The 25,765-nt window shown below is 67.4% G+C and carries 21 protein-coding genes; 8 read left to right on the plus strand and 13 right to left on the minus strand.

Going from position 1 to position 25,765, the window contains the following annotated elements; genetic code table 11:
• Positions 1 to 3: 3 nt before the first annotated feature.
• The 7 genes from IHE47_RS15750 to IHE47_RS15780 all read right to left on the minus strand — a co-directional run bounded on the left by IHE47_RS15750 (position 4) and on the right by IHE47_RS15780 (position 8,935).
• Positions 4 to 1,665: a Na/Pi cotransporter family protein gene (locus IHE47_RS15750; RefSeq protein ID WP_192107588.1), complete on the minus strand. Its 1,662-nt coding sequence runs from the start codon at positions 1,663 to 1,665 to the stop codon at positions 4 to 6.
• A 209-nt stretch (positions 1,666 to 1,874) separates the two neighbouring features.
• Entirely contained in the window at positions 1,875 to 4,526 is a 2,652-nt protein-coding gene (gene mgtA, locus IHE47_RS15755; protein ID WP_192107591.1) for a magnesium-translocating P-type ATPase, read from the minus strand.
• Between the two features lie 445 nt (positions 4,527 to 4,971).
• The gene (locus IHE47_RS15760) at positions 4,972 to 5,178 is read right to left on the minus strand and encodes a hypothetical protein (RefSeq protein ID WP_192107592.1); all 207 of its coding nucleotides are present in this window, start codon (positions 5,176 to 5,178) and stop codon (positions 4,972 to 4,974) included.
• 423 nt (positions 5,179 to 5,601) lie between these two features.
• The gene (cyoE, locus tag IHE47_RS15765; RefSeq protein WP_192107594.1) at positions 5,602 to 6,501 is read right to left on the minus strand and encodes a heme o synthase; all 900 of its coding nucleotides are present in this window, start codon (positions 6,499 to 6,501) and stop codon (positions 5,602 to 5,604) included.
• Complete coding sequence (locus IHE47_RS15770) at positions 6,498 to 7,661, minus strand: COX15/CtaA family protein (protein ID WP_192107596.1); 1,164 nt, start codon at positions 7,659 to 7,661, stop codon at positions 6,498 to 6,500. Before IHE47_RS15770 ends, cyoE begins: the two co-directional genes overlap by 4 nt.
• Positions 7,661 to 8,233: a hypothetical protein gene (locus tag IHE47_RS15775; protein ID WP_192107598.1), complete on the minus strand. Its 573-nt coding sequence runs from the start codon at positions 8,231 to 8,233 to the stop codon at positions 7,661 to 7,663. The genes IHE47_RS15770 and IHE47_RS15775 overlap by 1 nt, the downstream gene beginning before the upstream one ends.
• 15 nt (positions 8,234 to 8,248) lie before the next feature.
• Positions 8,249 to 8,935, minus strand: a complete 687-nt coding sequence (locus IHE47_RS15780) for an SURF1 family protein (RefSeq protein WP_192108336.1) — start codon at positions 8,933 to 8,935, stop codon at positions 8,249 to 8,251.
• A 104-nt stretch (positions 8,936 to 9,039) separates the two neighbouring features.
• Here IHE47_RS15780 and IHE47_RS15785 point away from each other — a divergent pair, with 104 nt between their 5' ends.
• Positions 9,040 to 9,255 (plus strand): twin transmembrane helix small protein, encoded by a 216-nt coding sequence (locus IHE47_RS15785; protein WP_192107600.1) that lies wholly within the window; start codon positions 9,040 to 9,042, stop codon positions 9,253 to 9,255.
• 235 nt (positions 9,256 to 9,490) lie between these two features.
• Here IHE47_RS15785 and IHE47_RS15790 read toward each other — a convergent pair whose 3' ends face one another.
• The 5 genes from IHE47_RS15790 to IHE47_RS15805 all read right to left on the minus strand — a co-directional run bounded on the left by IHE47_RS15790 (position 9,491) and on the right by IHE47_RS15805 (position 13,875).
• Complete coding sequence (locus tag IHE47_RS15790; RefSeq protein WP_192107602.1) at positions 9,491 to 10,378, minus strand: cytochrome c oxidase subunit 3; 888 nt, start codon at positions 10,376 to 10,378, stop codon at positions 9,491 to 9,493.
• Between the two features lie 79 nt (positions 10,379 to 10,457).
• A complete protein-coding gene (locus IHE47_RS17920) occupies positions 10,458 to 10,592 on the minus strand; it encodes a hypothetical protein (protein WP_255523505.1) in 135 nt (44 codons plus the stop codon).
• 19 nt (positions 10,593 to 10,611) lie between these two features.
• Positions 10,612 to 12,225 carry a cytochrome c oxidase subunit I gene (gene ctaD / locus IHE47_RS15795; RefSeq protein WP_192107604.1) on the minus strand — a complete coding sequence of 538 codons (1,614 nt, stop codon included), beginning with the start codon at positions 12,223 to 12,225 and terminating at the stop codon, positions 10,612 to 10,614.
• Positions 12,226 to 12,304: 79 nt separating this feature from the next.
• On the minus strand, positions 12,305 to 13,255 hold the full coding sequence (gene coxB, locus IHE47_RS15800; protein ID WP_192107606.1) for a cytochrome c oxidase subunit II: 951 nt from the start codon (positions 13,253 to 13,255) through the stop codon (positions 12,305 to 12,307).
• Between the two features lie 20 nt (positions 13,256 to 13,275).
• A complete protein-coding gene (locus IHE47_RS15805; protein ID WP_343227493.1) occupies positions 13,276 to 13,875 on the minus strand; it encodes a DUF2244 domain-containing protein in 600 nt (199 codons plus the stop codon).
• Positions 13,876 to 13,978: 103 nt separating this feature from the next.
• Here IHE47_RS15805 and putA point away from each other — a divergent pair, with 103 nt between their 5' ends.
• Positions 13,979 to 17,134, plus strand: coding sequence for a bifunctional proline dehydrogenase/L-glutamate gamma-semialdehyde dehydrogenase PutA (putA, locus tag IHE47_RS15810; protein WP_192107608.1), 3,156 nt, complete (start codon positions 13,979 to 13,981; stop codon positions 17,132 to 17,134).
• A 101-nt stretch (positions 17,135 to 17,235) separates the two neighbouring features.
• Positions 17,236 to 17,970, plus strand: a complete 735-nt coding sequence (locus IHE47_RS15815; protein WP_192107610.1) for a TlpA disulfide reductase family protein — start codon at positions 17,236 to 17,238, stop codon at positions 17,968 to 17,970.
• A gap of 103 nt (positions 17,971 to 18,073) precedes the next feature.
• On the opposite strand, the gene IHE47_RS15820 is transcribed toward IHE47_RS15815, so the two are convergent.
• The gene (locus IHE47_RS15820) at positions 18,074 to 18,454 is read right to left on the minus strand and encodes a helix-turn-helix domain-containing protein (protein ID WP_192107612.1); all 381 of its coding nucleotides are present in this window, start codon (positions 18,452 to 18,454) and stop codon (positions 18,074 to 18,076) included.
• 112 nt (positions 18,455 to 18,566) lie between these two features.
• Between IHE47_RS15820 and IHE47_RS15825 the strand changes: the two genes are divergently transcribed.
• The 5 genes from IHE47_RS15825 to IHE47_RS15845 all read left to right on the plus strand — a co-directional run bounded on the left by IHE47_RS15825 (position 18,567) and on the right by IHE47_RS15845 (position 25,735).
• Positions 18,567 to 19,313 (plus strand): glucose 1-dehydrogenase, encoded by a 747-nt coding sequence (locus IHE47_RS15825; protein WP_192107614.1) that lies wholly within the window; start codon positions 18,567 to 18,569, stop codon positions 19,311 to 19,313.
• A 187-nt stretch (positions 19,314 to 19,500) separates the two neighbouring features.
• Positions 19,501 to 20,595, plus strand: a complete 1,095-nt coding sequence (locus tag IHE47_RS15830) for an AraC family transcriptional regulator (RefSeq protein ID WP_192107616.1) — start codon at positions 19,501 to 19,503, stop codon at positions 20,593 to 20,595.
• 128 nt (positions 20,596 to 20,723) lie between these two features.
• Positions 20,724 to 21,959 (plus strand): parallel beta-helix domain-containing protein, encoded by a 1,236-nt coding sequence (locus tag IHE47_RS15835; RefSeq protein ID WP_192107619.1) that lies wholly within the window; start codon positions 20,724 to 20,726, stop codon positions 21,957 to 21,959.
• A gap of 10 nt (positions 21,960 to 21,969) precedes the next feature.
• On the plus strand, positions 21,970 to 23,109 hold the full coding sequence (locus IHE47_RS15840; protein ID WP_343227494.1) for an SO2930 family diheme c-type cytochrome: 1,140 nt from the start codon (positions 21,970 to 21,972) through the stop codon (positions 23,107 to 23,109).
• 73 nt (positions 23,110 to 23,182) lie between these two features.
• Positions 23,183 to 25,735, plus strand: coding sequence for a TonB-dependent receptor (locus IHE47_RS15845; RefSeq protein ID WP_192107621.1), 2,553 nt, complete (start codon positions 23,183 to 23,185; stop codon positions 25,733 to 25,735).
• Positions 25,736 to 25,765: the final 30 nt, after the last annotated feature.

Raw genomic sequence — 25,765 nt, forward strand, 5'->3', positions numbered from 1 at the left:
TACTCAACGCGGTGCGGCACCCGCCTGCGCGGCAACGCGCAGGCGGTCCTGCAGCAGGCCCGCGCGCTCCAGCACCGGATAGGCCAGCGCCGCCAGGTGCGAATGGATGCGCTTGAGGTCGCGCAGGATGCGCAGGTAGACGTCACCCGCGCCGCCGTCGTCGCGGCGCTCGCGCAGGGCGCGGATGTGCCGCTCGGAGATCTCGTTCTCCAGCCGCCACAGCACCTCCTTGCGCGCCACCAGCTGCTGCGCCGCGCGCACGTCGCTGCGCAGGAACACCGTCCAGGCCAGCTGCAGGCTTTCCATCACCTGCGCGTGCATGCGCGCCAGGTCCTGGATGTCGTCGGCGCTGAAGTCCTGCCCGCTCGCGGCTTTCTTGGCGGCGAACTCCATCAGGTTGTTGGCGGTGATGTCGCCGACGTGCTCGATGTTGATGACGAAGCCGAGGATCTCCTGGCTGCGCTCGCCGTCCTCCTCGTTCAAGGCCTCGTTGCCCAGTCCGGCGAGGTATTCGCGGATCGCCACGCCGAGGCGGTCGAGTACGGCGTCCTTGCCGCCGATCGCCGCGGCACGCGCACGGTCGTCCTTGCCGAACACCTCGACCAGACCCTTGAGCATGTTCTCCACCATGTCGGCCATGCGCATGGCTTCGCGCGCGGCGTTCGCCAGCGCCACGTTGGCGGCATCCAGCGCACCGGCATCGAGGTAGAGCGGCACGCCGGCATCGGCCGGCTTCGGGGGCTCGGGCAGCAGGCGCACCAGCAGTCGCGCCAGCCGCTGCACCGGCAGGATGAACAGCAGCGCCAGCGCGAGGTTGAACGCAGTGTGGAAGTTCACCGCCATGCGCGCCGGCGAATCGCCCAGGTGCGCCAGCAGCCCGGTGAGTGGATGCAGCAGCGGCAGGCAGACCACGCAACCGAAGGCGCGCACCAGCAGGTTGCCCAGCGGCAGGCGACGCGCCACCGGCGTGCCGGCATCGAACAGCGCCGGCAGGGTGCCGCCGAGGTTCGCGCCCAGCACCAGCGCCAGCGCGCCCTGCGCATCGACCACGTTGGTGGTGGCCAACGAGACGACCAGCAGCACCACGGCCACGCTGGAGTGGCAGGCCCAGGTGAGCAGCGCCGCCACCAGCATCGCCAGCACCGGTGCGCTGGCAAGACTGTGCAGCGCCGTGCGCAGCAGGGCGGTGTCCTCCACCGGCGCCATCGACACCACCAACATGTGCAGCGCCAGCAGCATCAGGCCCAGGCCGATCGCGCAACGGCCCAGGTTCTCGAAGCGCGCGTCGTCGCTGCGCCGGTACACCGCGAAGCCGGCCAGCACCAGCACCGGCGCCACCAGCGCAACGTCGAACGACAGCAGCTGCACCACCAGGGTGGTGCCCACGTTCGCACCCAGCATCACCACCAGCCCCGGCACCAGGCCGAGGAAGCCGTTCGCGGCAAACGAGGTGGCCATCATGCCGGTGGCGGTACTGCTCTGCAGCAGCGCGGTCATGCCCAGGCCGAAGCAGAACGCGGCGGGGCGATGATTGAGGTAACGCCCCAGCCAGCGGCGCAGCGCGCTGCCGTAGCCGCGCAGCACGCCGCTGGTGACCATGTGCGTGCCCCACAGCAACAGGGCGACGTAGCCTGCGATGTCCAGCAGGATCAGGGTTCCTTTCATGATGGACTCCGGATGGAATCGGGACATGGCCCGTTCGCGCTGAGCGTAACTTGCGAAAGTAAGCGACGCGAGGAGCGGCCACGAATGGCCGCGTTCTGGTGAGCAAGGGAGTCGAAGCCAAGAAAGCGCCGCTTTTGCTCGTCGTTCCGGCTTTCGCCGGAACGACGAGCACGAAGCTTGCCGATCAGACCCCTCCAGGTCAGCTCACATCACAGCCAGCGCCCGAAGCGGCGGATGTAGATCACCTTCACCAGCTGCGTCAGCGCGCAGTAGGCGACGACGGTGACGGCCAGCCAGCCGAAGTATTCGTCCGGCAAGTGCACCATGCCGAGCTTGGCGCCGACGGCGGTGAACGGGATGATCATGCCGATCGCGATGATCGCCGTGGTCAGGCCCAGCACCGGCGCCGCCGCCACGCTCTGCAGGAACGGGATCCGGCGCGTGCGGATCATGTGCACCACCAGCGTCTGGGTCAGCAGGCTCTCGATGAACCAGCCCGACTGGAACAGGTCCTGGTGCGCCGGGCCGTTCGCGCCGAACACGTACCACAGCAGCGCGAACGTGGTCATGTCGAAGATCGAGCTGGTCGGGCCGATCCAGAACATGAAGCGGCCGATGTCGCTGGCGTCCCACTTGCGCGGCTTGCGCAGGTATTCCTCGTCCATGCGGTCGAACGGGATCGACAGCTGCGAGATGTCGTACAGCAGGTTCAGTACCAGGATCTGCAGCGGCAGCAGCGGCACGAACGGCAGGAACACGCTGGCCACCATCATGCTCAGCACGTTGCCGAAGTTCGAGCTGGCGGTCATCTTGATGTACTTGATGATGTTGCCGAAGGTGACGCGCCCTTCGAGCACGCCCTCCTCCAGCACCATCAGGTTCTTTTCCAGCAGGATGATGTCGGCCGACTCCTTGGCGATGTCGGTGGCGGTGTCCACCGAGATGCCCACGTCCGCCTCCCGCAGCGCCGGCGCGTCGTTGATGCCGTCGCCGAGGAAGCCCACGGTGTGGCCCTGGCGCCGCAGCGACGCCACCACGCGCGCCTTCTGCAGCGGCGACATCTTGGCGAACACGGTGGTGCGCCTGACCAGTTCGTCCAGCGCGTCGTCGTCCAGCGGCTCGACGTCGCGGCCCTGCGCGGAATGCGCCACGTCCAGGCCCACCTCGCGGCAGATCTTGCGCGTCACCGCCTCGTTGTCGCCGGTGATCACCTTCACCTCGACGCCGTGGTGGTGCAGCGCCGCGATCGCGGTGGCCGCGGTGTCCTTGGGCGGGTCGAGGAAGGCCAGGCAGCCCACGGCGGTGAGCCCGGCTTCGTCGGCCACGCCGTAGGCGCGGCTGTGCGGCTCCTCCTGCTTGATCGCCACCACCAGCACGCGCAGGCCGTCCTCGTTGAGGTGGTGCGTCATCGCCTTGATTTCCTGGCGACGCGCGTCGGTCATCGGAATGATCTCGTCGCCGCGGCGCTCGGTGGAGCAGATGGAGAGCATTTCCTCCACCGCGCCCTTGCACACCAGCAGGTGCCTGCCGTCGTCGCCCTGGGCCAGCACCACCGACATGCGGCGGCGCTGGAAGTCGAACGGGATCTCGTCCACCACGCGGTAGCGCGCGACGATCGGCTCCAGGTCGCGATGCGACAGCACCGCCTTGTCCATCAGGTTCTTCAGGCCGGTCTGGAAGTGGCTGTTGAGGTAGCCGTATTCCAGCGCATCCTCCGAATCCTCGCCGTCGAGGTCGAGGTGGCGCTCCAGCACGATCTTGTCCAGCGTGAGCGTGCCGGTCTTGTCGGTGCACAGCACGTCCATCGCGCCGAAGTTCTGGATCGCGTTGAGGCGCTTCACCACCACCTTGCGCCTGGACATCGCGATCGCGCCCTTGGCGAGGTTCGCGGTGACGATCAGCGGCAGCATCTCCGGGGTGAGGCCCACCGCCACCGACAGCGCGAAGGTCAGCGCGTTGAGGAAGCCCTGCTTGTACCACTGGATGCCCAGCACCACCGGCACCATCACCAGCATGAAGCGGATCAGCAGCCAGCTCACGCTGCGCACGCCGAGGTCGAAGCTGGTCTGCACCTGCTGGCCGCTCATGCTGTGCGCCAGCGAACCCAGGTAGCTGCGCGTGCCGGTGGCGACCACCACGGCGGTGGCGGTGCCGGAGACCACGTTGGTGCCCATGTAGCACACGGTGGGCAAATCCAGCGGATTGCCCTGCTGCACGCCGTGCGCGCCGCCTTCCACCGCGTGCGCCTGCGCCGGCGCGGCCTTTTCCACCGGCAACGATTCGCCGGTGAGGATGGCCTGGCTGATGAACAGGTCCTTCGCGGCCAGCAGGCGCAGGTCCGCCGGCACCATGTCGCCGGCGGCCAGGTGCACGATGTCGCCCACCACCAGCTCGCCCACCGGCACCTCGATGCGCTCGCTGTGCCCGTCCGAGGCGCGGCGCGTCACCGTGGCGGTGTTGCGCACCATCGCCTTGAGCTTCTCGGCGGCGCGCGAGGAACGGTATTCCTGGGTGAAGCTGAGCACCACGCTGATCGCCACCATCACGCCGATGATGATCGGGCCGGAGGGATCGTCCGGCGAAGTGACCAGCTCCACCACCGCCAGGATCAGCAGCACCACGATGAACGGGTTCTTCAGGGTGCGCAGCAGCTGCACCGACCAGTGCGGCGGCTTCTCGTGCGACACCTCGTTGGCGCCGTCGCGGTCCAGCCGCTCGGTGATGTTCTCCTCGTCGAGGCCATGCAGCGAGGTCTCGAGCATGAGCAGCAGGCTGTCGTTGTCGCGGAACGCCTCCTGCGCCGCAGGCACATGGGCCGCGGCCGCAGCCTTGACGGTCGAGCGGGAGAAGGACTTGCTCATGGATCGCTACCGGTTAGAGCCTGCTTATGCTCCCCAAACGCTCCGCGCCGGGAACTGTTTGCGCGCAGGCCAAGGAAGAACGAAGGAATGGACGTCGGTCCACGACCGAGTGATGACGCCGGCATGCGGGCAAACAGACCCGGCCCTGCGGGTTGCCATCGAGTGGCCGCCATGCGTCAGCGCACGGCTTGACCTGACGGCCAGTCAGGTACTGCGCCACGCCCTAACACCTGGCGGCCACTCGATGACAACGCGGAACACTTGGGGAGCATAAGCAGGCTCTTTCGTGATGTTGTGCGCCGCGGCAGCGTGTCGGCGCAGGGGCCGGACTAGCTGGACGGCGCGTCGGATGGATGGCCCGTGGCGGCCACGCCGACCACCGGACACGAACCGCGCCCCCGCCGCACTGGCGGAGGCCAGGACCTGCGGGGCGCGTGCATGCGCATCAGTGGCTAGATGCCAGTTGCAGATGACAAGACGACGACAACGGCGCGGCGGCGCGTGCCTCGGCCTGGCGCGGCGGCTCGGCGGCCGGCGCGGCCAGCGGCGCCGGCACGGTCACCACGTAGACGCGGCGACGCGCGTCGCGGCGTGCGACGGACAGGCTGCGGCGGGGAGTCCGCAGGCGGAAGAAATCGCGAAGGAGCTTCATGGGCCCATCTCCTCGGTTGCGGCGTGCGACGCCGTCGAGGATGGGCCGGCGCTTCCTAGTCGAGGAAATGACCGGCCGACCGCTGGCGGCTGCCGCAGGCGTTCAGCTTGTTATGCATTGCCGGCACCCGATGCGAGCGGATGTCGACGTTGCGACTAGGGTAAACGTCCATATGCCTTGGTTAGTCAGGACAGGATGCCGGCGACGATGACACGGTCGCGCGACCCGCCTATTTTGCGGTGCGGCAGGGATCGAGTCAACGCATGGAAGGCGAATCGGCATCAAGCTCGTCATTCCGGCGAAAGCCGGACAAAAGCGAACCATGCGAGCGTTGGACAGCCGGAGGCTGGCCCCGAAGGGGCCGCCCTTCAAGCGTTCTGCGCGCGGAGCGCTTGTCCAGCTTTCGCTGGGATGACGGGAAAATCAGCCCACCGCCTTGAATACCAGCCCCTGCCGCAACGGCTCGGCCACCCAATGGTCGACCAGCAGGAAGGCGAACAGCGCCATCAGGTAGATGATCGAGTACCTGAACACGCGCATCGCGAAGAACTCGTCCGGCGGGTTCAGCAGGCGGATCGCGTAGTACAGGAAGCCCGCGCCCAGCACCACCGCGCCGCCGAGGTAGAGCCAGCCGCTGTAGCCGGTGATCGCCGGCAGCAGGGTCACCAGCACCAGCAGCACGGTGTAGAACAGCACCTGCCAGCGCGTGTAGGCCACGCCGTGGGTCACCGGCAGCATCGGCACGCCGGCGCGTGCGTAATCCTCGCGTCGGAAGATCGCCAGCGCCCAGAAATGCGGCGGCGTCCACACGAAGATGATCAGGCACAGCTGCAGCGCGAACGGATGCAGCGCGCCGGTCACCGCGGTCCAGCCCAGCACCGGCGGGATCGCGCCGGCGAGGCCGCCGATCACGATGTTCTGCGGCGTGGCGCGCTTGAGATACGCCGTGTACACCAGCGCATAACCGATCAGCCCGCCGAAGGTGAGCCAGGCGGTGAGGCCGTTCACCAGCAGCGCCAGCACCAGCATCGAGACGACGCCTATCACGATGGCGAACACCAGCACCTGCCACGGCTTGAGGTGGCCGGTGGCCAACGGCCGCCGCGCGGTGCGTGCCATCAGTTTGTCGATGCGCTGATCGATCAGGTGGTTGAACGCCGCCGCCGAGCCGGAAGCCAGCCAGATCCCCAGCGTGCCCCACACCAGCGCGCGCCACGGCGGGATGCCGGGCACCGCGAGGAACATGCCGATCACGGCACAGAACACCAGCAGCGCGACCACGCGCGGCTTGGTCAGTTGCAGGTATTCGCCCAGCACGCTCATGCGGCCACTCCAGACTCGTCATGCCGGCGCTGCGTGCGCGCCAGTGTCGCCACCAGGGTGAACAGCAGCAGCGCCGCCATGCCGTTGTGCGCGGTGGCCACCGGCAGCGGCAGGCCGAAGTGCACGTTGCTGATGCCGAGCAGCACCTGGCAGACCAGCGCCACGCCCACCACGATGCCGCACCAGCGCAGGCCGCGCCGCGCCAGCCGATGCGACAGCCAGCCGAGGTAGCAGAACACCACCAGCGCGCCGATCCGGTGCACCATCTGGATCGCGGTGCGCGCATCCTGGTCGAGGATGCCGCCTTCGAAATTCACGCCGATGCCGCGCCACACGATGAAGCCCTGGTGGTAATCGCCCGGCGGCCACCACTGCCCCAGGCATTGCGGGAATGCCGAGTCGCCGAAGCCACAGGCCAGCGCCGCGTAGTTCGACGAGGTCCAGCCGCCCAGCGCGATCTGGCAGGCCAGCAGCACGATGCCGAGGATCACCAGCTTGCGCAGGCCCGCCAGCGCGTCGTCCGCCGCGCCCACGCCGGCGAGGCGCACCGCCGCATAGCCCAGCAGCGCGAACGTGGTCATGCCGCCCAGCAGGTGCCCGGTCACCACCACGGGTTTCAGCAACAGGGTCACTGTCCACATGCCCAGCATGGCCTGGAAGATGATCACGGCCAGCGCGAGCACGACGATCCGGCACGCTCCGCTGTCACGCAATCGCCACGCGGCCAGCATCGGCAACAGGATCGCCATCGCGGACAAGGCCGACGAAATCGCGTAGTCGCCGCGCATGTATGTCATCACGCCTATCGCGGCGCACACCGCGCCTGCAACCACCTTCACGCGCGCGCGGTAGTCGCGCCATGCGATGAGCAACGCCATCGCCAGCACCAGTACGCCCAGCGTGCCGGCCAGCATGCGGTGCACCTGTTCGCGCCAGGCCTTGTGCGCTTCATAGGGCCGGTCGGGGAACGCGGCATCGGCCTTGGCCACCGCCTGCGCGTGCTGCGGCCAGGTCGCCTCGCCATAGCAGGTGGGCCAGTCCGGGCAGGACAGGCCGGCGTTGGACAGCCGCACGAAGGCGCCGAACATCACCAGCCCGAACGCGAACACGGCCGCCAGCAGCGCCAGCCAGCGCAGGATTTTGCCCACTTGCAACGACATTACTTGATGACCTTCTGCAGATCCTGGGCCAGCCCGGAGGCATCGAATCCGGCAGGATAACTCGCCAGCGCCGTGCCATCGGATTCCACCAGCAGCGCGGCCACGCTGTCCGGCGTGCCCGGACGCCACTGCGCCAGCTTGCCGTCCACATCCTCGCCAAGCTGCCAGTAGTTCGCCATGCCTGCGCGCTGCTGCGGATCGGCGGGCGGCGTGCCCACGTACAGCAGCCGCAGGCGCGACTGGTTGCGGTTGAGCATCACGCGCGCCTTGGCCATCGCGGTCAACGCGTCGTAGCAGCGTGCGGCGCAATCCGGCCCGGGCAGCGCGACCAGGGTGAGTCGCGGCTCGCTGTCGCGCCATGCCCACGTGCCGCCAGCGGCGAGCTGCACCGGCAACCGCTCCTGCGCGAAGTTGCGCTGCGGATTGATCGGCAGGCCATTGCCCCTTGCCGTCGGCTGCCAGCCGGCCAACGTGAGCATCATCGCCAGCACGAAGGGGGCGGCAAAGATCGAGGCGACCAGCAGCAGTTTCAGGCGGCTCTTGCGCAACGCGACGGGATCGACGGCATTCATCGGGACATCCAAGGATCAGGAACGACGCGAACCGCGCCTGCGGTTCAACGCCAGCAGGATCACCACCACGGCGATGGCGAAGGAAAACCACTGGAACGCATAGGCGCGATGCCGCGCCGGCGGCATGTCGCCGAAATCCAGCGCGTGCACGCGCACGTAGATCGAGGCCGGGTCGGCATCCAGCGCCAGCACGCGCGGATACAGCTTGTCGCCCAGGTCGCCGGCGACCTGGGCCAGGTCGAGATAGATCGTCGTCTTCGGCCAGTGCGCCTGCCGCGGCAAGGCATCGCCGCCCATCTCGATGCCGTGCCCCGGCGGCGGCAGGTACAGGCCGCGCAGGCTTTGCACGTCCTGCGGCAGCGGCGGCAGTTGCGGTGCCTCATCGGTGCCGTTGCCGGGCAGGAAGCCGAGATCCACCAGCAGCAGACGATCGCCGCCCTGCGGCTGGAACGGCACGTAGGCCTCCACGCCGCCGCGGTCGTCGTGCTTCGGGTTGTCGAGCAGGTAGATGCGGTCCGCGAGGTAGCGGCCATGCACCTGCACCCGCGGATAGGCGTCCGGCGGCGGCTGCAGGGCCACCAGGTCGAACTCCTGCGGCGCCGCGACGGCAGCCGCGGCATAGCGTCGCAGCAGGTCATCCTTGAAGGCGGCGCGATGCAGCTGCCAGAAGCCCAGCCGCACGAAAAGCGCGGCCGCGGCCATGGTCAGCGCGATGGCCCACCACGGCGGGCGGCGGAACCCGCCTAGCACGGTACGCGCGCTCCGGTCGCTATACTCGCTGCAACAGAATCGACCGGATCAGTCACGTGGGCCCCATCTACAAATACGCGGTGGTGGTGGTGTTGCTGGTGGTGATCTTCAGCCTCGGCCAGGCGCTGTACTACATGATGACCGACAAGCACGACGACAAGCGCATGGCCTGGGCGCTGACCCGCCGCATCGCGCTGTCGCTGCTGCTGATCGGCATGGTCGTGTTCGGCATCTGGATGGGCTGGCTGCAACCGCACGACGTCGGCCAGTGATTGTAGCCGCCTGATCCCGCACGCGTCCGCCCTGCGACGATCGCGCCATCGCAAGACAAAAGAAGCCCGCCAATTGGCGGGCTTCTTTTGTTCAAGAACTCGATCCGAAGCAACGCTTCTCTGAAAAGTCCGGCCACGGATGGCCGGTTTTTGACTTTCGCTTTCCGCGACAGGATGTCGCGTGAGGTAAAGACGGCCGGTTCTTGATCTTCGCTCTCCGCGACAGGATGTCGCGTCAAAGAATGTAGACGAACAGGAACAGCCCCAGCCACACCACGTCCACGAAGTGCCAGTACCACGCCACCGCCTCGAAGCCGAAGTGGTGTTCCTTGTTGAAATGGCCCTTCAATACGCGGCACCAGATCACCGCCAGCATGATCGTGCCCAGGGTCACGTGCAGGCCGTGGAAGCCGGTGAGCATGAAGAAGGTGGAGCCGTACACGCCGGAATGCAGGGTGAGGTTGAGCTCCTTGTACGCCTCCATGTACTCGTGCGCCTGGCAGTACAGGAAGGTGGCGCCCAGCAGCACGGTGAGGCCGAGGAACAGGAGGATCTTGCCGCGATGGCCGGCGCGCAACGCATGGTGCGCGATGGTCACGGTGACGCTGGAGGTGAGCAGGATCAGCGTGTTCAGCAGCGGCAGGCCCCACGGCTGCACCACGCTGAAGGCGCCGCCGACCTGCAGCGGGCCGTTGCCGCCCGCCGCGCCCCACGCGGCGCTGTAGGCACCGTAGAGGTACTGGTGGGTGAGCACGCCGTGGCCTTCGCCGCCCAGCCATGGCACCGAGAAGTTGCGGATGTAGAACAGCGCGCCGAAGAACGCGCCGAAGAACATCACCTCGGAGAAGATGAACCACATCATGCCCATGCGGAACGAGGTGTCCACCTGGTGGTTGTAGTTGCCGGCCAGCGATTCCTTGATGACCGAGCGGAACCAGCCGAAGAACATGCCGAGGATGCCGATCGCGCCGATGGTGATCACCGTCTTGCCGAAGCCGCTCTCGCCCGGCTCCGCGTTCAGCCAGTGCGCCGCGCCGAAGACGGTGATGAACATCACCACCGCGGCCACGATCGGCCACTGGCTCTTGCTCGGTACGTAGTAGATGTCGTGCTGCTGGGACATGCTGAGACTCCGTGGAGTTTCCCCGTGAAGCGGCGGATGCCGCGACCGCTTCACCCAATGTGGCGGCGGGCCGCCGCGACTACTTCATCAACAGGATCTGTACGAACGGCAGCAGGAAGAACGCGCCGACCACGATGGCCAACACCACCACGGTGCGGCGCACGCCGTGGCGATGCGCCTGCCCGGGCTGCCCTTCCGCGACCTGGCTGGCCATGCCTGCGCTCCCTTGCCGGTCAGTCATTCACGTGGCCGTGCGCGAGTTCCTCGTCGCGCACCACCGGCGGCACTTCGAAGGTGTGGTGCGGGGCCGGCGACGGCACCGTCCACTCCAGGCCCTTGGCGCCTTCCCAAACGCGGTCGGCGGCCTTCTTCCTGGCGAAGAATGCGCAGTGCACCACCACGCCCAGGAAGATCAGCTGCGAGGCGCCGAACAGGAAGCCGCCGATCGAGCTGATCATGTTGAAGTTGGCGAACGCCACGTTGTAGTCGGGGATGCGGCGCGGCATGCCGGCCAGGCCGAGGAAGTGCTGCGGGAAGAACAGCACGTTGACGAACACCACGCTGCACCAGAAGTGCACCTTGCCCCAGAACTCGTTGTACATGTGGCCGGTCCACTTCGGCAGCCAATAGTACGTGGCGGCCATGATCGCGAACGCCGCGCCGGTCACCAGCACGTAGTGGAAGTGCGCCACCACGAAGTAGGTGTCGTGGTACTGGAAGTCGGCCGGCACCAGCGCCAGCATCAGGCCAGAGAAGCCGCCGATGGTGAACAGGATGATGAAGGCGATGGCGAACAGCATCGGCGTCTCGAAGGTCATCGAGCCGCCCCACATCGTCGCCACCCAGTTGAACACCTTCACGCCGGTCGGCACCGCGATCAGCATCGTGGCGTACATGAAGAAGATGTCCGCGCCCAGCGGCAGGCCCACCGCGAACATGTGGTGCGCCCACACGATGAACGACAGGAAGGCGATGCAGGCGATCGCGTAGACCATAGCGCGGTAGCCGAAGATCGGCTTGCGCGCGAAGGTCGGCACGATCTCCGAGATGATCCCGAACGCGGGCAGGATCATGATGTACACCTCGGGGTGGCCGAAGAACCAGAACACGTGCTGGTACAGCACGGGGTCGCCGCCGCCGCCCGGGTTGAAGAAGCTGGTGCCGAAGTACTTGTCGGTGAGCAGCATGGTCACCGCGCCCGCCAGCACCGGCATCACCGCGATCAGCAGGAAGGCGGTGATCAGCCAGCTCCACACGAACACCGGCATCTTCAGCAGGTCCATGCCGGGCGCGCGCATGTTGAGGATGGTGGCGATGATGTTGATCGCGCCCATGATCGAGCTGATGCCCATCAGGTGAATGGAGAACACCACGTAGGCCAGCGAGCCGCTCTGCAGCGACAGCGGCGGATACATCGTCCAGCCGCCGGCCGGGCCGCCGCCGGGCAGGAACAGCGTGGACAGCATCAGCGCGAAGGCGAACGGCAGGATCCAGAACGAGAGGTTGTTCATGCGCGGCAACGCCATGTCCGGCGCGCCGATCATCAGCGGGATCATCCAGTTACCGAGGCCGACGAAGGCCGGCATGATCGCGCCGAAGATCATCACCAGCGCATGCATGGTGGTCATCTCGTTGAAGAAGTACGGCTGCACCAGGTCCAGCCCCGGCTTGAACAGCTCGGCGCGTATCACCATCGCGAAGCTGCCGCCGATGAAGAACATCGTCAGCGAGAAGATCAGGTACAGCGTGCCGATGTCCTTGTGGTTGGTGGACATCACCCAGCGCTGGAAGAAACCCTGCGGTGCGTGGTGGTGGTCGTGCTGGTCGTGGGTGGCTTCGTGGGCCATTGCGCACCTCTGCCTCAAGTCTGTCGATGGCGCGGCCGCGGGCGGCCGCTCTTCGGAATACGGATGCCTTCGCGGCGGATCAGCCGTGGCCGGCCGGCGCGGCGGCGGTGGAGGCGGCCGCCGGCGTCGCGGCCGGCGCCGGCGCATTCGCCTGCTCCTGCGCCGCCAGCCACTTGGCGAAATCCTCCTGCGGAACGGCCTTCACCACGATGGGCATGAAGCCGTGGTCCTGGCCGCACAACTCGGCGCACTGGCCACGGTAGGTGCCGGGCACGTTGATGTTGGTCCAGGCCGAGTTGACGATGCCGGGGATGGCGTCCATCTTCCAGCCGAACGAGGGCACCCACCACGAGTGGATCACGTCGTCGCTGGTGATGACGAAGCGGATCTTGGTGTGGATCGGCAGCACCAGCGGCTTGTCCACGTTGAGCAGGTAGGTGTTGTAGCCGTCGGTGGTCACCGCATACGGATCCAGGCCCGAGTGCAGCTGGCGCGTCTTGTCGCTCAGCTCGTCGAGCCGTGACATGAAGCCGACCTTGCTGACCGGCTTGCCCTGGTAGTCCACGTAGTCGTAGCGCCACTTCCACTGGTAGCCGGTGACCTTGATCGTCATCTGCGCGCCGGTGGTGTCCGCGAACGAGACCAGCCCGCCGGTGGCCATCCACGCCAGCGCCATCAGGATCAGCACCGGGATCGCCGTCCAGATGATCTCGACCGTGGTGTTGTGCGACCACTTCTCCGGTACCGCGCCGCGCGATTTGCGGAAGCGGAACATGGCGATGAACATCGCGCCGAACACCACGATGCCGATGACGACGCAGACGCCGAGCGCGACGTTGTTGAGGAAGTACGGCTCGCCCGACCAGGTGGTCACGCCGCGCGTCATGTTGAGCTGCCCCGGTTCGGGGTTGGCCTGCGCGAAGCCGGCAAACAGCGCCAGCGCGGGTGCCAGGGCCGCCGCGACGGCGTGCCTGATGCCCAGCCCGCGGCCCGGTTCGGCCCTGCCAGTCCTGATGCTGCCAGATGTCATGCTCTCGCCCTTTGTTGAACCTATCCGCGCCGCCGGCCGTTGACCTCGCCCAGCAGCAGCTTGAGTTTCCGCAACAGCTCGACACGTTCCTGTTCGGCAAGGAACCCGCCGATTTCCAGCTCGCGCCCGTGCGACGACAGCAGCAGGCGGTGACATCCGTTATCCCCCTCGTCCAGCCGCACGCGCACCCAGCAAGGCTGGAAACGCACGCAGTGGCGCCCCGGCAGCGACTGCACCACCAGCGACCTTTCGTCGAGAGTGATGCGCTCGCCGCGGCGGCCAACCCGCCAGGCCACGCGCAAGGCGACGGCCACGGCAGCCGATTCGACCAGGGCGAACAGTGGAGCGAACACATTCCCCACCCACGCGCCCAGGCCGGCGACAGCCAGCGCCAGCAGCACCAGAAGCATGATGAGCCGACGCAGCCCGCGCCGGCTGAGCGTGCGATTGGGCCTGAGCCATATCGACACGCGGGGCAAGCCGGCGGCGGCTGGTCGTAGCACGATCATGGAGATCCGGCGTGCCAAGAGCGCTTCGATGATAGGTCGCATGGGCGCAAGGGGCAAGAATGCCGCAGGCGCTTGAGCCAGATCAGTTTTGCCGGTGCCGTTTGCCGGCATGCGCGGCGCACCCCGCATGCAGAGGCCCGGTTGCGGCGGCACGGCCGCGCACGGCGTACAATCCCGCGTTCCGTTTCACCCCTCCCACCGCATCGGTTCCACCGTGACCCAACCCATCCTCAGCCCCGAACTCCCCGCCGGCGCCGAGCCGGCCCGCGCGCGCATCACCGCCGCGTGGCTGCGCGACGAGACCGAAGCGGTCAACGACCTGCTGGCCCAGGCCACCCTGCCGCCCGTCGAGCGCGAGCAGGTGATCGACGTCGCCGCCGGCCTGGTGACGCGCGTGCGCGCCCGCGCCAAGGACCAGAGCGCGGTGGAATCCTTCATGCGCCAGTACGACCTTTCCAGCGAGGAAGGCGTGCTGCTGATGTGCGTGGCCGAGGCGCTGCTGCGCATCCCCGACAAGGCCACCGCCGACAAGCTGATCCGCGACAAGCTGGGCGACGCGGACTGGAAGAAGCACCTGGGCCAGAGCGAATCGCTGTTCGTCAACGCCAGCACCTGGGGCCTGATGCTCACCGGGCACCTGGTCAATCTCGCCGAGGAGACCCGCCGCGACTTCACCGGCGCGCTGAAGCGCCTCGCCGGCCGCGCCGGCGAACCGGCGATCCGCCTCGCGGTGCGCCAGGCCATGCGCATCATGGGCCACCAGTTCGTGATGGGGCAGACCATCGACGAGGCGCTGGACCGCTGCGCCAAGAAGGAATACGCGGTGTACCGCTATTCCTACGACATGCTGGGCGAATCCGCGCTCACCAGCGAGACCGCCGAGCGCTATCAGGAAGACTACCGCCGCGCGATCGCGCGCATCGGCGCGCGCGGCCCGTTCGCCAACCACACCGATGCGCCGTCGATCTCGGTGAAGCTGTCTGCGCTGCATCCGCGCTACGAAGTGGCCAAGCGCGAGATCGCCCGCCGCGATCTCACCGCCAAGCTGCTGGAGCTGTCGCAGCTGGCGATGAAGCAGGGCATCGCGCTGTCGGTGGACGCCGAGGAAGCCGACCGCCTCGAACTCTCGCTGGACATCATCGGCGACGTGTTCGCGCATCCCTCGCTGCAGGGCTGGAACGGCCTCGGCATCGTGGTGCAGGCGTACTCCAAGCGCACGCCGTTCGTGATCGACTGGCTGATCGAGACCGCCCGCGCCGCCAACCGCCGCTGGTACGTGCGCCTGGTCAAGGGCGCCTACTGGGACGCCGAGATCAAGCGCGCGCAGGAACAGGGCCTGGCCGGCTACCCGCTGTACACGCGCAAACCGAACACCGACGTCTCCTACCTCGCCTGCGCGCGCAAGCTGTTCGACGCCGGCGTGGAACTGATCTACCCGCAGTTCGCCACCCACAACGCGCACAGCATCGCCGCCGTGCATCACATCGCGCGCGGGCGTCCGTTCGAGTTCCAGCGCCTGCACGGCATGGGCACCGACCTGTACGCGGAAGTGATCGGCCCGCAGAACCTCAACGTGCCCTGCCGCGTGTACGCACCGGTGGGCACGCACGAAGACCTGTTGCCCTACCTGGTGCGCCGCCTGCTGGAAAACGGCGCCAACACCAGCTTCGTCAACCGCGTGGTGGACGAGACGCTGCCGGTGCGCGAGCTGGTCGCCGATCCCTGCGAGACGGTGCGCCGCTTCGCCTCCATTCCCCATCCGCGCATCCCGCTGCCGGTCAATCTCTTTGGTGAGCTTCGGAAGAATTCCATGGGCATCAACTTCTCCAACGACAACGAACTGAAGGCCACCGCCGAAGCCGTCAACGCCAAGTGCGGCCCGTGGAACGCCGAGCCGCTGGTGCCCGGCGGCAAGGGCAACGGCCCGACCGTACAGGTGACCAACCCCGCCGACCGCCGCCAGACCGTGGGCAGCTACGTCAGCGCCGACGCCGCGCTGGTGGACCAGGCGCTGGCCAACGCCGTCGCCGCCCAGCCCGACTGGGACCGCCTGCCGGCCGCCAGCCGCGCCGCGATCCTCGAGCACGCCGCCGAGCAGCTCGAAGCGCGCCGCGCCGAATTCATCGCGCTGTGCGTGCGCGAGGCCGGCAAGAGCCTGCCGGACGCCATTGCCGAGATCCGCGAGGCCGCCGACTTCCTGCGCTACTACGCCACCATGGCGCGCCGCCTGTTCGGCCAGCCCGAACAATTGCCCGGCCCCACCGGCGAGAGCAACCAGCTGTTCCTCAACGGCCGCGGCGTGTTCGTCTGCATCAGCCCGTGGAACTTCCCGCTGGCGATCTTCCTCGGCCAGGTCAGCGCCGCGCTCGCCGCCGGCAACAGCGTGATCGCCAAGCCCGCCGAGCAGACCAGCCTGATCGGTTACGCCGCGGTGAAGCTGCTGCACGAAGCGGGCGTGCCCGAGGCCGTGCTGCAGTACCTGCCCGGCGACGGCGCCGTGGTCGGCGCCGCGCTGACCAAGGACCCGCGCGTGGCCGGTGTCGCCTTCACCGGCTCCACCGAAACCGCCTGGGCGATCAACCGCGCGCTCGCCGCGCGCAACGCGCCGATCGCCGCGCTGATCGCCGAGACCGGCGGCCAGAACGCGATGATCGCCGACTCCTCCGCCCTGCCCGAACAGATCGTCAAGGACGTGATCGCCTCTGCCTTCCAGTCCGCCGGACAGCGTTGCTCGGCCGCGCGCGTGCTGTTCGTGCAGGAAGACATCGCCGACAAGGTGGTCGGCATGCTCGCCGGCGCGATGGCCGAGCTGAAGGTGGGCGACCCCGGCCAGCTCACCACCGACGTGGGCCCGGTGATCGACGAGGACGCCAAGCAGATCCTGGTCGACCACGCCTCGCGCATGGACAAGGAAGCGAAGAAGATCGCCGAGGCGAAGCTCGATGCCGACGTCGCCGCCCACGGCACCTTCTTCGCGCCGCGCGCCTACGAGATCCCCGCGCTCGCCACGCTCACCCGCGAAGTGTTCGGCCCGGTGCTGCACGTGCTGCGCTGGAAGGGCAGCGAGCTGAAGCAGGTGGTGGAACAGATCAACGCCACCGGCTACGGCCTCACGCTGGGCGTGCACAGCCGCATCGACGACACCGTGGAATACATCCGCAGCCACGCCCGCGTCGGCAACTGCTACGTCAACCGCAACCAGATCGGCGCGGTGGTCGGCGTGCAGCCGTTCGGCGGCGAGAGCCTCTCCGGCACCGGCCCCAAGGCCGGCGGCCCGCACTACCTGCTGCGCTTCGCCGGCGAGCGCACGCTCACCATCAACACCACCGCGGCCGGCGGCAACGCGTCGCTGCTGACCATCGGCGAGTAAGGCACTACCCCCTCGCTCTCGATTCCGTCGAGGGCGAGGGGAACCCCTGTCTCGCGTCACTCTGTATTAGCCTCGCGGCTCCACATCCACAAGGAACCGCGATGCCCCGCCTGCCTGCAATCGCCTGCCTGCTTGCCAGCCTGCTCGTCGGCGCGGCCGCCTACGCACAAACCGCCACCCAGAAGCAGCAACTGATTTCCGCCTTGGCGTTGCCCAGCAACGCGAACATCAGCTTCCTCGACACTAGCGGCAGGCCCATCAGCTACGACGATTTCATGCGTCAGGCCCGTACTCCTGGAGCGTCGTTCTCCAAGGACGTCGACGCTCGATCCAACGTAGTACTGCGCATCAACCCCGCCCATCAGGCACCGGCAGCCAACACGCTGTCGCTCAAGCTCAAGCCCGGCGACGCGCTGCCCGCCTTCGACCTGCACACCGCGCAGGGCCAGCGCGCGACCAATGCGGATTTCAAGGGTCACTACACCCTGCTCAGCTTCTACTTCGCTGACTGCATCCCGTGCATCGCCGAGGTACCCTCGCTCAACGCGCTGGCGAAGCAACACAAAGACTTCAAACTGCTCACGGTGACCTACGAATCACGCGACACCGCGCTGGCGTTCGCCAGACAGCGCAAGCTGCAAGTCCCCAGCCTGGTGGATGCCCAGGCATGGATCGACGCGCTCGGTGTCTCGACCTACCCGGCCCTGCTGCTGATCGACCCGCAAGGCCATCTGGTCGCCGCCTCGGTCAGTACTGCGCTGGCCACCAAGACCGATCACGGCATCCCCACGGCCAGCGAAATCACGCAGTGGGTGAATCAGCACCGCAAATCATGACGAAGCGCTGATCGGGACGGCACGCCGCAACGTGCGTGCGCCATCCACCCGACGCACGCCAATCATTTTGTCGACATTTGCGGCGATTGCGGCGACAACACGCTCAGCGGCTCTTTGCCTTCTTCGCCGCCACCAATTTCCGCCGCCCCACGCCGGCCCCGGCCTGCATGCGATGCGCGTTGAGGATGGCGGGTATCAGGCCGGGAAAGCGCTGCTCGATTTCTTCGCAGCGCGTGGTGTTGTGCATTTCCACGCCGGAGCGTTCGCTGCGCACCAGGCCCGCCTCGCGCAGCACGCGGAAGTGCTGCGACAGCGAAGATTTGGGGATGACGCGGTCGCCAGCCTGCTGGAACGCGGTGCAGGCCGCAGCGCAGCTCAGGCCCGCCAGCCTGGCATAGATCGAGGCGCGCACGGGATCGGACAGCGCGTGGAGGATGCCCTCCACGGTGACGTCGTCGATCGATGGGTGGAACAGCGGGCGCATGGCGGCATTTTACCTGCCCCTTGACGATTGGTTCCATAGTTCATATATCTTGAACTACAGGAACAAAGAACCCAAACTATCCCCCCCACCCGCACACTCGCAGGAATCCACCATGAGCAAGCTCCAAGGCAAGACCGCCCTCGTCACGGGCGCATCCAAGGGCATCGGCGCCGCCATCGCCAAGGCACTCGCCGCCGCAGGCGCCGCCGTCGCCGTGAACTACGCCTCCAGCAAGGCCGGCGCCGACGCCGTGGTGGCCGAGATCACCAAGGCCGGCGGCAAGGCGTTCGCCGTGCAGGGCGACGTCTCGAAGGCCGCCGACGCGCAGGCCATCGTCGCGCAGACGGTCGAGCATTTCGGCCGCCTCGACATCCTGGTCAACAACTCGGGCGTCTACGAGTTCGCGCCGATCGAGGACATCAACGAGCAGCACTACCGCAAGCAGTTCGACGTCAACGTGCTGGGCCTGCTGCTGACCACGCAGGCCGCGGCGAAGCACCTCGGCCAGGGCGCCAGCGTCATCAACATCGGCTCGCTGGTCAGCCGCATCACGCCGCCCGCCTCGGCGGTGTACACGGCCACCAAGTCCGCCGTGGAAGGCATCACCGGCGCGCTCGCCCGGGAGCTTGGCCCGCGCGGCATCCGCGTCAACGCGCTGAATCCGGGCATCGTGGAAACCGAAGGCACCCACAGCGCCGGCTTCATCGGCTCGGATTTCGCGGCACATGCCGTGACGCAGACGCCGCTGGGCCGCATCGGCCAGCCGCAGGACATCGCGGCCATCGCGGTGTTCCTGGCGTCCGACGACGCCGGCTGGCTGACCGGCGAGAAGCTCTACGCCAGCGGCGGCATGCACTGAACGATCTGCGCGGCAAGGAACGATCCTCGGCACCGGCAATGCCGAGGACGTTTCCCCACCGGCGCCTTGATCGGAAGACGGCTCTTCGGCCGGCCGCTTGCGCAATGCACAAGCGGCCGGCGGCGCAAGCGTGCTAGAACGTGCGGACTGCAGGCCGCCCGGCCTGCCCTTGCGGAGCATCGGCACCATGGCACGTCCCGCCGGCATGATCGGCTTCCACTCCAGCGCGCACGCCGCGCCGGTGACGGACGATCCGCGCCTGACCGCCGCGGAGTTCCCCACCAACAAGCTGCTCTACCTGACCCAGCTCGCGGACGGTTGTGGTGTGGACACCCGTTCGTGGTTCGGCGGCTTGGCCCTGAACCGCGCGCAGATCGCCGATCCGGCGCTGCGCGTTTCCTACCGGCAGGCCAGCCTGTTCGTGCATCGCGCGCTCACCGCGCTGGGTACGGCAGGCGTGCATGATGCCGGGCTGCGCATCGGCCGCGAGGGCACCGTCGGCGGCTTCGGCCTGCTCGGGCTGGCGATGATGACCTCGCGCACCTTCGGCGAGGCGATGCAGTCGGGCATCCGTTACCACAAGATCTGCGGCTGCCTGCTCGACCTCGCGTTCGAGCCGGTGGACGAACAGGCCGTGGCGATGGTGGCGCTGCCGTTGTTCGACGATGCCAGCCTGCTGCCGTTCTTCTGCGAGGAGCTGTTCGCCAGCTCCACGCTGATCGCGCGCGAACTGGTCGGCGCCGAACTGCGCCCGCTGCGCGTGGAACTGGCCTATCCGCGCCCGCGCCACGCCGACGAGTACACACAACTGTTCGGCTGCGAGCTGCGCTTCGACGCGCCGCGCTGCCGGCTGCTGCTCGACACGCAATGGCTGGCCCGTCCGCTGCCCGGTTACAACCCGCTCACTGCACAGCAGGCGCTGGCGCTGTGCGCGCAGCAACGCACGCCGGACGGTGGCGAGCCGCACCAGGAAATCGTCGCCGCGGTGGAACGCCTGCTGCGCAGCCAGTTGCGCCAGCAGCCCACGCTCAACGAGGTGGCGCGCACGCTCAACCTCAGCGAACGCTCGCTGCGCCGACGGCTCACCGAGAGCGGCCGCGTTTTCCGCGAGATCCACGACCGCGTGCGCGCCGAACGCGCCCTGCAACTGCTGCAGGGCGGCGACCTGAGCGTGGCCGAGATCGGCGGCGAAGTGGGCTTCAGCGACCCGCGCGAATTCCGCCGCGCGTTCAAGCGCTGGACCGGCATGGCGCCGCAGGAAGCCCGCCGCGCCGCGGCCTGATCGACTCCAGCGGCCAACGCTGACCGCTTTGCCCCCCATACCTTGGCCGTTTTACCCTCCCCAACCGCAACGTGTTGCGGGACAGTGACGGCATCCGCACTGCCGTTCGAATGGGGAGTTCAACGATCATGCGCAAGACGCTCATCACCGTGGCGCTGGCCACCGCACTCGCCGCCTGCAGCAGCCAGCAGGCCCCGGCACCGCAGAACCAGGGCGATGCCAGCTTCGAATCCAAGCTGCAGGAACAGTTGCTGGATGCCAAACCCGGCAGCGTGATCGACATTCCCGCCGGCCACTACCACCTCACCCGCGGCCTCAGCCTGCGCACCGACGGCGTCACCATCAAGGGCGCCGGCAAGGACCAGACCGTGCTCTCGTTCAAGGGCCAGGTGGTCGGCCCCGAGGGCCTGCTGGTGAACGCCAACGACTTCACCATCGAGAACCTCACCATCGAGGACACCAAGGGCGATGCGCTGAAGATCAACCACGGCAAGAACATCACCATCCACGGCGTGCGCACGCAGTGGACGGACGGCTCGCAGACCAGCAACGGCCCGTACGGCATCTACCCGGTGAAGACGCAAAACGTGCTGATCGAGGATTCCGAAGCGATCGGCGCCTCCGACTCGGGCATCTACGTCGGCCAGTCCACCAACGTGATCGTGCGCAACAACCGCGCGGAACAGAACGTGGCCGGCATCGAGATCGAGAACACGGTGAACGCCGACGTGTACGGCAACACCGCCACCAACAACTCCGGCGGCATCCTGGTGTTCAACATGCCCGACCTGCTGATGGAAGGCGGCGGCACGCGCGTCTACAAGAACCAGGTGATCGCCAACAACCACGACAACTTCGCGGCGAACGGCTCGGCCGTGGCCAGCGTGCCGGCGGGCTCGGGCGTGGTGGTGAACTCCAACCCGAAGGTGGAGATCTTCGACAACGACATCGCCGACAACAAGACGGCGAACATCATCATCTCCAGCTTCTACTCCACCAACTACGCCAGCAAGACCGGCGTGGCGGCCAACTACGACCCGTACCCGAAAGGCATCTTCGTGTACGGCAACCGCCTCAAGGGCGGCGGCGACTCGCCCAGCGGGCTGGACTTCAAGACGCTGAAGATCGCGCTGTTCGGCCTCGGCGGCCACTTCCCCGACGTGCTGTGGGACGGCTACAGCGACCCGAAATTCACCGACAAGACGCTGCCGCCGCAGGACCGCATCTGCATCCAGGACGTCAGCGGCGTGGTCGATGCCGACGGCCCCAACGGCTACAAGCATCCGAACACCGACATGAAGCCGTTCCAGTGCACGCTGGACAAGCTGCCGGGCGTGACGCTCAACCCCGAGCCGAAGATCTGAGGGCGTACCGGTGAAGTTTGCGAAACACTCCGCGCTGCTGGCGCTGCTCCTGCTGGCCGGCTGCCACCGCGGCATGCCGCCGGCGGAATTCCACGCCGACGGCAAGCCGCCCAGGCTCAGCGACTGGCACATGGTCGAAGCCCGCGACGGCAAGCTGGAACTCAACGCCGGCGTGGTGCCGTACAACCTCAACACGCCGCTGTTCACCGACTATGTGCACAAGCTGCGCACGGTGTGGATGCCCAAGGGCGTGGCGGCGAAGTACGACGCGAAGAACACCTTCGACTTCCCGGTCGGCACCGTCGTCACCAAGACCTTCTATTACCCGCGCGCCGCCGACGGCAAGTTCAGCGACGTGGCGCGCACGCTGGACTACTCCGGCGATTTCATCGGCCAGGACCTGAACCTTGCCAGCGTGCACCTGGTGGAAACGCGCCTGCTGGTGCGCCGCAAGGAAGGCTGGACGCCCTTCGTCTACGTGTGGAACCCGCAGCAGACCGAAGCCACCCTGGTGCGCACCGGCGACGTGCAGGCGCTCACCCTGGTCGACGCGCAGGACCAGCGCGAGGACTTCAACTACGTGGTGCCCGACGAAGGCCAATGCGTGAACTGCCACGAGGCCGACATGATCGGCCGCAGCATCCTGCCGATCGGCCCCAAGGCGCGGAACATGAACCGCGAATACGACTACGGCAGCGGCCGCGAGAACCAGCTGGAACACCTGGTCGCACTGGGCTACCTGATGGACATGCCCAAACTCGCCGACGTGCCGAAGGCCGCCGACTGGCGCGACCCAAGCGCCTCGCTCGATGCGCGCGCGCGCGCCTGGCTCGACGTCAATTGCGCGATGTGCCACAACCCGCACGGCGAGGCCAGCGTCACCGGCTTCTCGCTCGGCACCGACGTGCCGGAAGACCACCACCTCGGCATCTGCAAGTCGCCCGAGGCGGCCGGCCCGGCCACCGGCGGACGCCTGTTCGACATCGTGCCCGGCAAGCCGGACGAGTCGATCATCATGAACCGCATCGGCTCCACCCGGCCCGGCACGATGATGCCGGAGATCGGCCGCAGCACCGTGGACCGCGAAGGCGAGGCCTTGATCCGCGCCTGGATTCTTTCGCTCAAGGGGAACTGCGACATCGTGCATTGAGCACGGTCGCGGTGAACGAAAACCTCGGCGCGACCAAGGCGCCATGCATCACCAGGTTCTGGGGAGAACAGCTATGACGATGCGTCTGCGACCACTGTCCGTCCAACTGCGCCTCGCGCTGCTCGGCGGCGCCATGCTGATCGGCACGCCACTGGCCGCGCTGGCCGCGGATGCGCCGCAGGACGGCGGCACCGGGCAGGCCGCAAACGCCACGCCATCGCCTGGCACGCAGAAAAGCGACAAGAGCACCACCGAGCTGGGCAAGATCACGGTGACCGCGCAGAGCCGCACGCAGGAAATGCAGCAGGTGCCGATCGCCCTGCAGATCGTCACCGCCAAGGACATCCAGAGCGTCACCGCCACCGACATCAGCCAGATGCAGTACTTCGTGCCGGGCCTGGTCGTCACCACCAGCCAGCCGACCCAGCCCGGCTACACCCTGCGCGGCATCACCACCGAGGATTTCGGCATCGGCACCGAACCGGCCGTGGGCGTGTACGTGGACGGCGTCTATGCCGACCGCACCGGCGGCTCGATGCTGGCGTTCAACGACATCCAGCGCATCGAGGTGCTGAAAGGGCCGCAGGGCACGCTGTTCGGCCGCAACGCGGCGGGCGGCGCGATCTCCATCGTCACCAACGAGCCCAGCGACAAGTTCGAGGGCGATGCCACGCTGCGCTACGGCAACTACGGCGAGCGCTATGCCTACGGCCTGGTCAACATCCCGCTGAACAACGACATGGCGCTGCGCATCAGCGCCTACGACAACCAGAGCGACGGCTGGATCAAGGACCAGGCGACCGGCCAGCACTACGGCGACAACGGCGACTGGGGCACCCGCGCGGTGTTCCGCTGGAACCTCACGCCGGATACCCGCGTGCTGCTGTCGTGGGACCACGAGAAGCTCAACCAGGCGCCGCAGGCGGCCGTCGGCCTGGTGCCGCTGTCGGATTTCACCTTGCAGCAACCCTCCGGCCTGGTGCTGCCGCCGTTCCCGGCGAATCCATCGACGTATCTCAACCCGCTGCATGCGCCGCTCTACAACGATGCGGTGGGCGCCGACGAGCGGCGCCGCTTCGACGGCGTCACCCTGACCGTGGACCACAACTTCGCCTGGGGCAGCCTGACCTCGACCACCGCGTGGCGCAACTTCGACACCTTCAACCTCGAAGACAGCGACGGCACCGCCAACATCGACACCTACCTCGCCACCGCCAACATCGAGCACAACAACGCGTTCTCGCAGGAGTTCAAGCTGGCCGGCAGCAACGACCTGCTCGACTGGGTCACCGGCGTGAGCTGGTACAGCGAGCAGGCGCGCCAGGGCAACCAGGTGGACGTCAACACCAACAGCATCGACACGCTGGCGGTGAACACCGGCGCGCAGACGGGCACGCCCACCGGCACGCTGTTCCACTACTTCCAGTCGATGCTCGACGCCTACGGCCTGCCCTACAACCTGCTGGGCGACCCGTGGACCGAGCAGATCAACAACAACGGCAACTACAAGTCCTATGCCGCGTTCGGCGACGTGATCTGGCACCTCAGCGACAAGCTGGACCTGACCACCGGCGCGCGCTTCACCCACGACGAGCGCGACTTCACCTGGTTCAACATCCCGCGCCTGGCACCGCAACTGGACAACACGCTGAGCCAGCTCCAGCAGGCCGGCATCCTCGACATGGCCGCCGCCATGGCCGGCATCCCCACCTCCGCCCTGCTCAACGCCTTCCAGAGCAACGAGATCTTCACCGCCAGCGGCGGCGCGCCCGTCGGCACCCTGGTCAGCGCGCACAACACCTGGAACGACTTCAGCCCGCGCGCGGTGCTCAGTTACAAGTTCACCCCGGACGTGATGGCCTATTTCTCGGTGGCCAAGGGCTACAAGGCCGGCGGCTACGAGAGCCTGGACATCGGTTCGCACTTCGCGCCGGAGAAGGTGTGGAACTACGAGGCCGGCATCAAGACGGTGATGCCGGAGTACAACCTGCTGTTCAACGGCTCGGTGTACTACTACCGCTACTACAACCTGCAGGAGCAGGTGCTCAACCCGAACGTCACCGGGCAGCCGGGTTCCAACGGTACCGGCATCCCGTACTACACCACCAGCGTCAGCAACGAGGAAGCCAAGGGCGTCGATCTCGAGGCGCAATGGCAGCCGGTCGAGCCGCTGAAGTTCAACGCCAACGTGGCCTACATCAGCCAGCGCTACCTGCAATCGACGGCACCGGACGGCACCGTGCTCAACGGCCAGCCCACCGGCAACCCGCTGTGGTCGGCCACCGCCGGCATGGCCTACACCGTGCACAACGTGGCCAACGGCAACGTGGTGTTCAACTTCCAGTACGGTTTCCGCAGCAAGACCCGCTGCAACGGCGAATCGGAAGTCCAGGGCACCTGCCAGACCAGCCCGAACTTCCAGGTGGGCACGGCGCAGCGGCACTCCAATGCGCGCCTCGACTGGCAGACGCCGGACCAGCGCTGGGACGTCGGCATTTTCGTGAACAATGTCTTCAACCAGCGCTACATCGGCATCACCAACCTCACCACCACGGTGTTCGGCACGCCCTGGGCCGTCATCGACCCGCCGCGCACCTACGGCGCGGAATTGCGCGTGAAGTTCTGACGCAGACGCATCGCGGCCGAAGCCGCTCCT

The sequence above is a fragment of the Rhodanobacter sp. DHB23 genome, assembly GCF_014842975.1.
Classification (GTDB): Bacteria; Pseudomonadota; Gammaproteobacteria; order Xanthomonadales; family Rhodanobacteraceae; genus Rhodanobacter_A.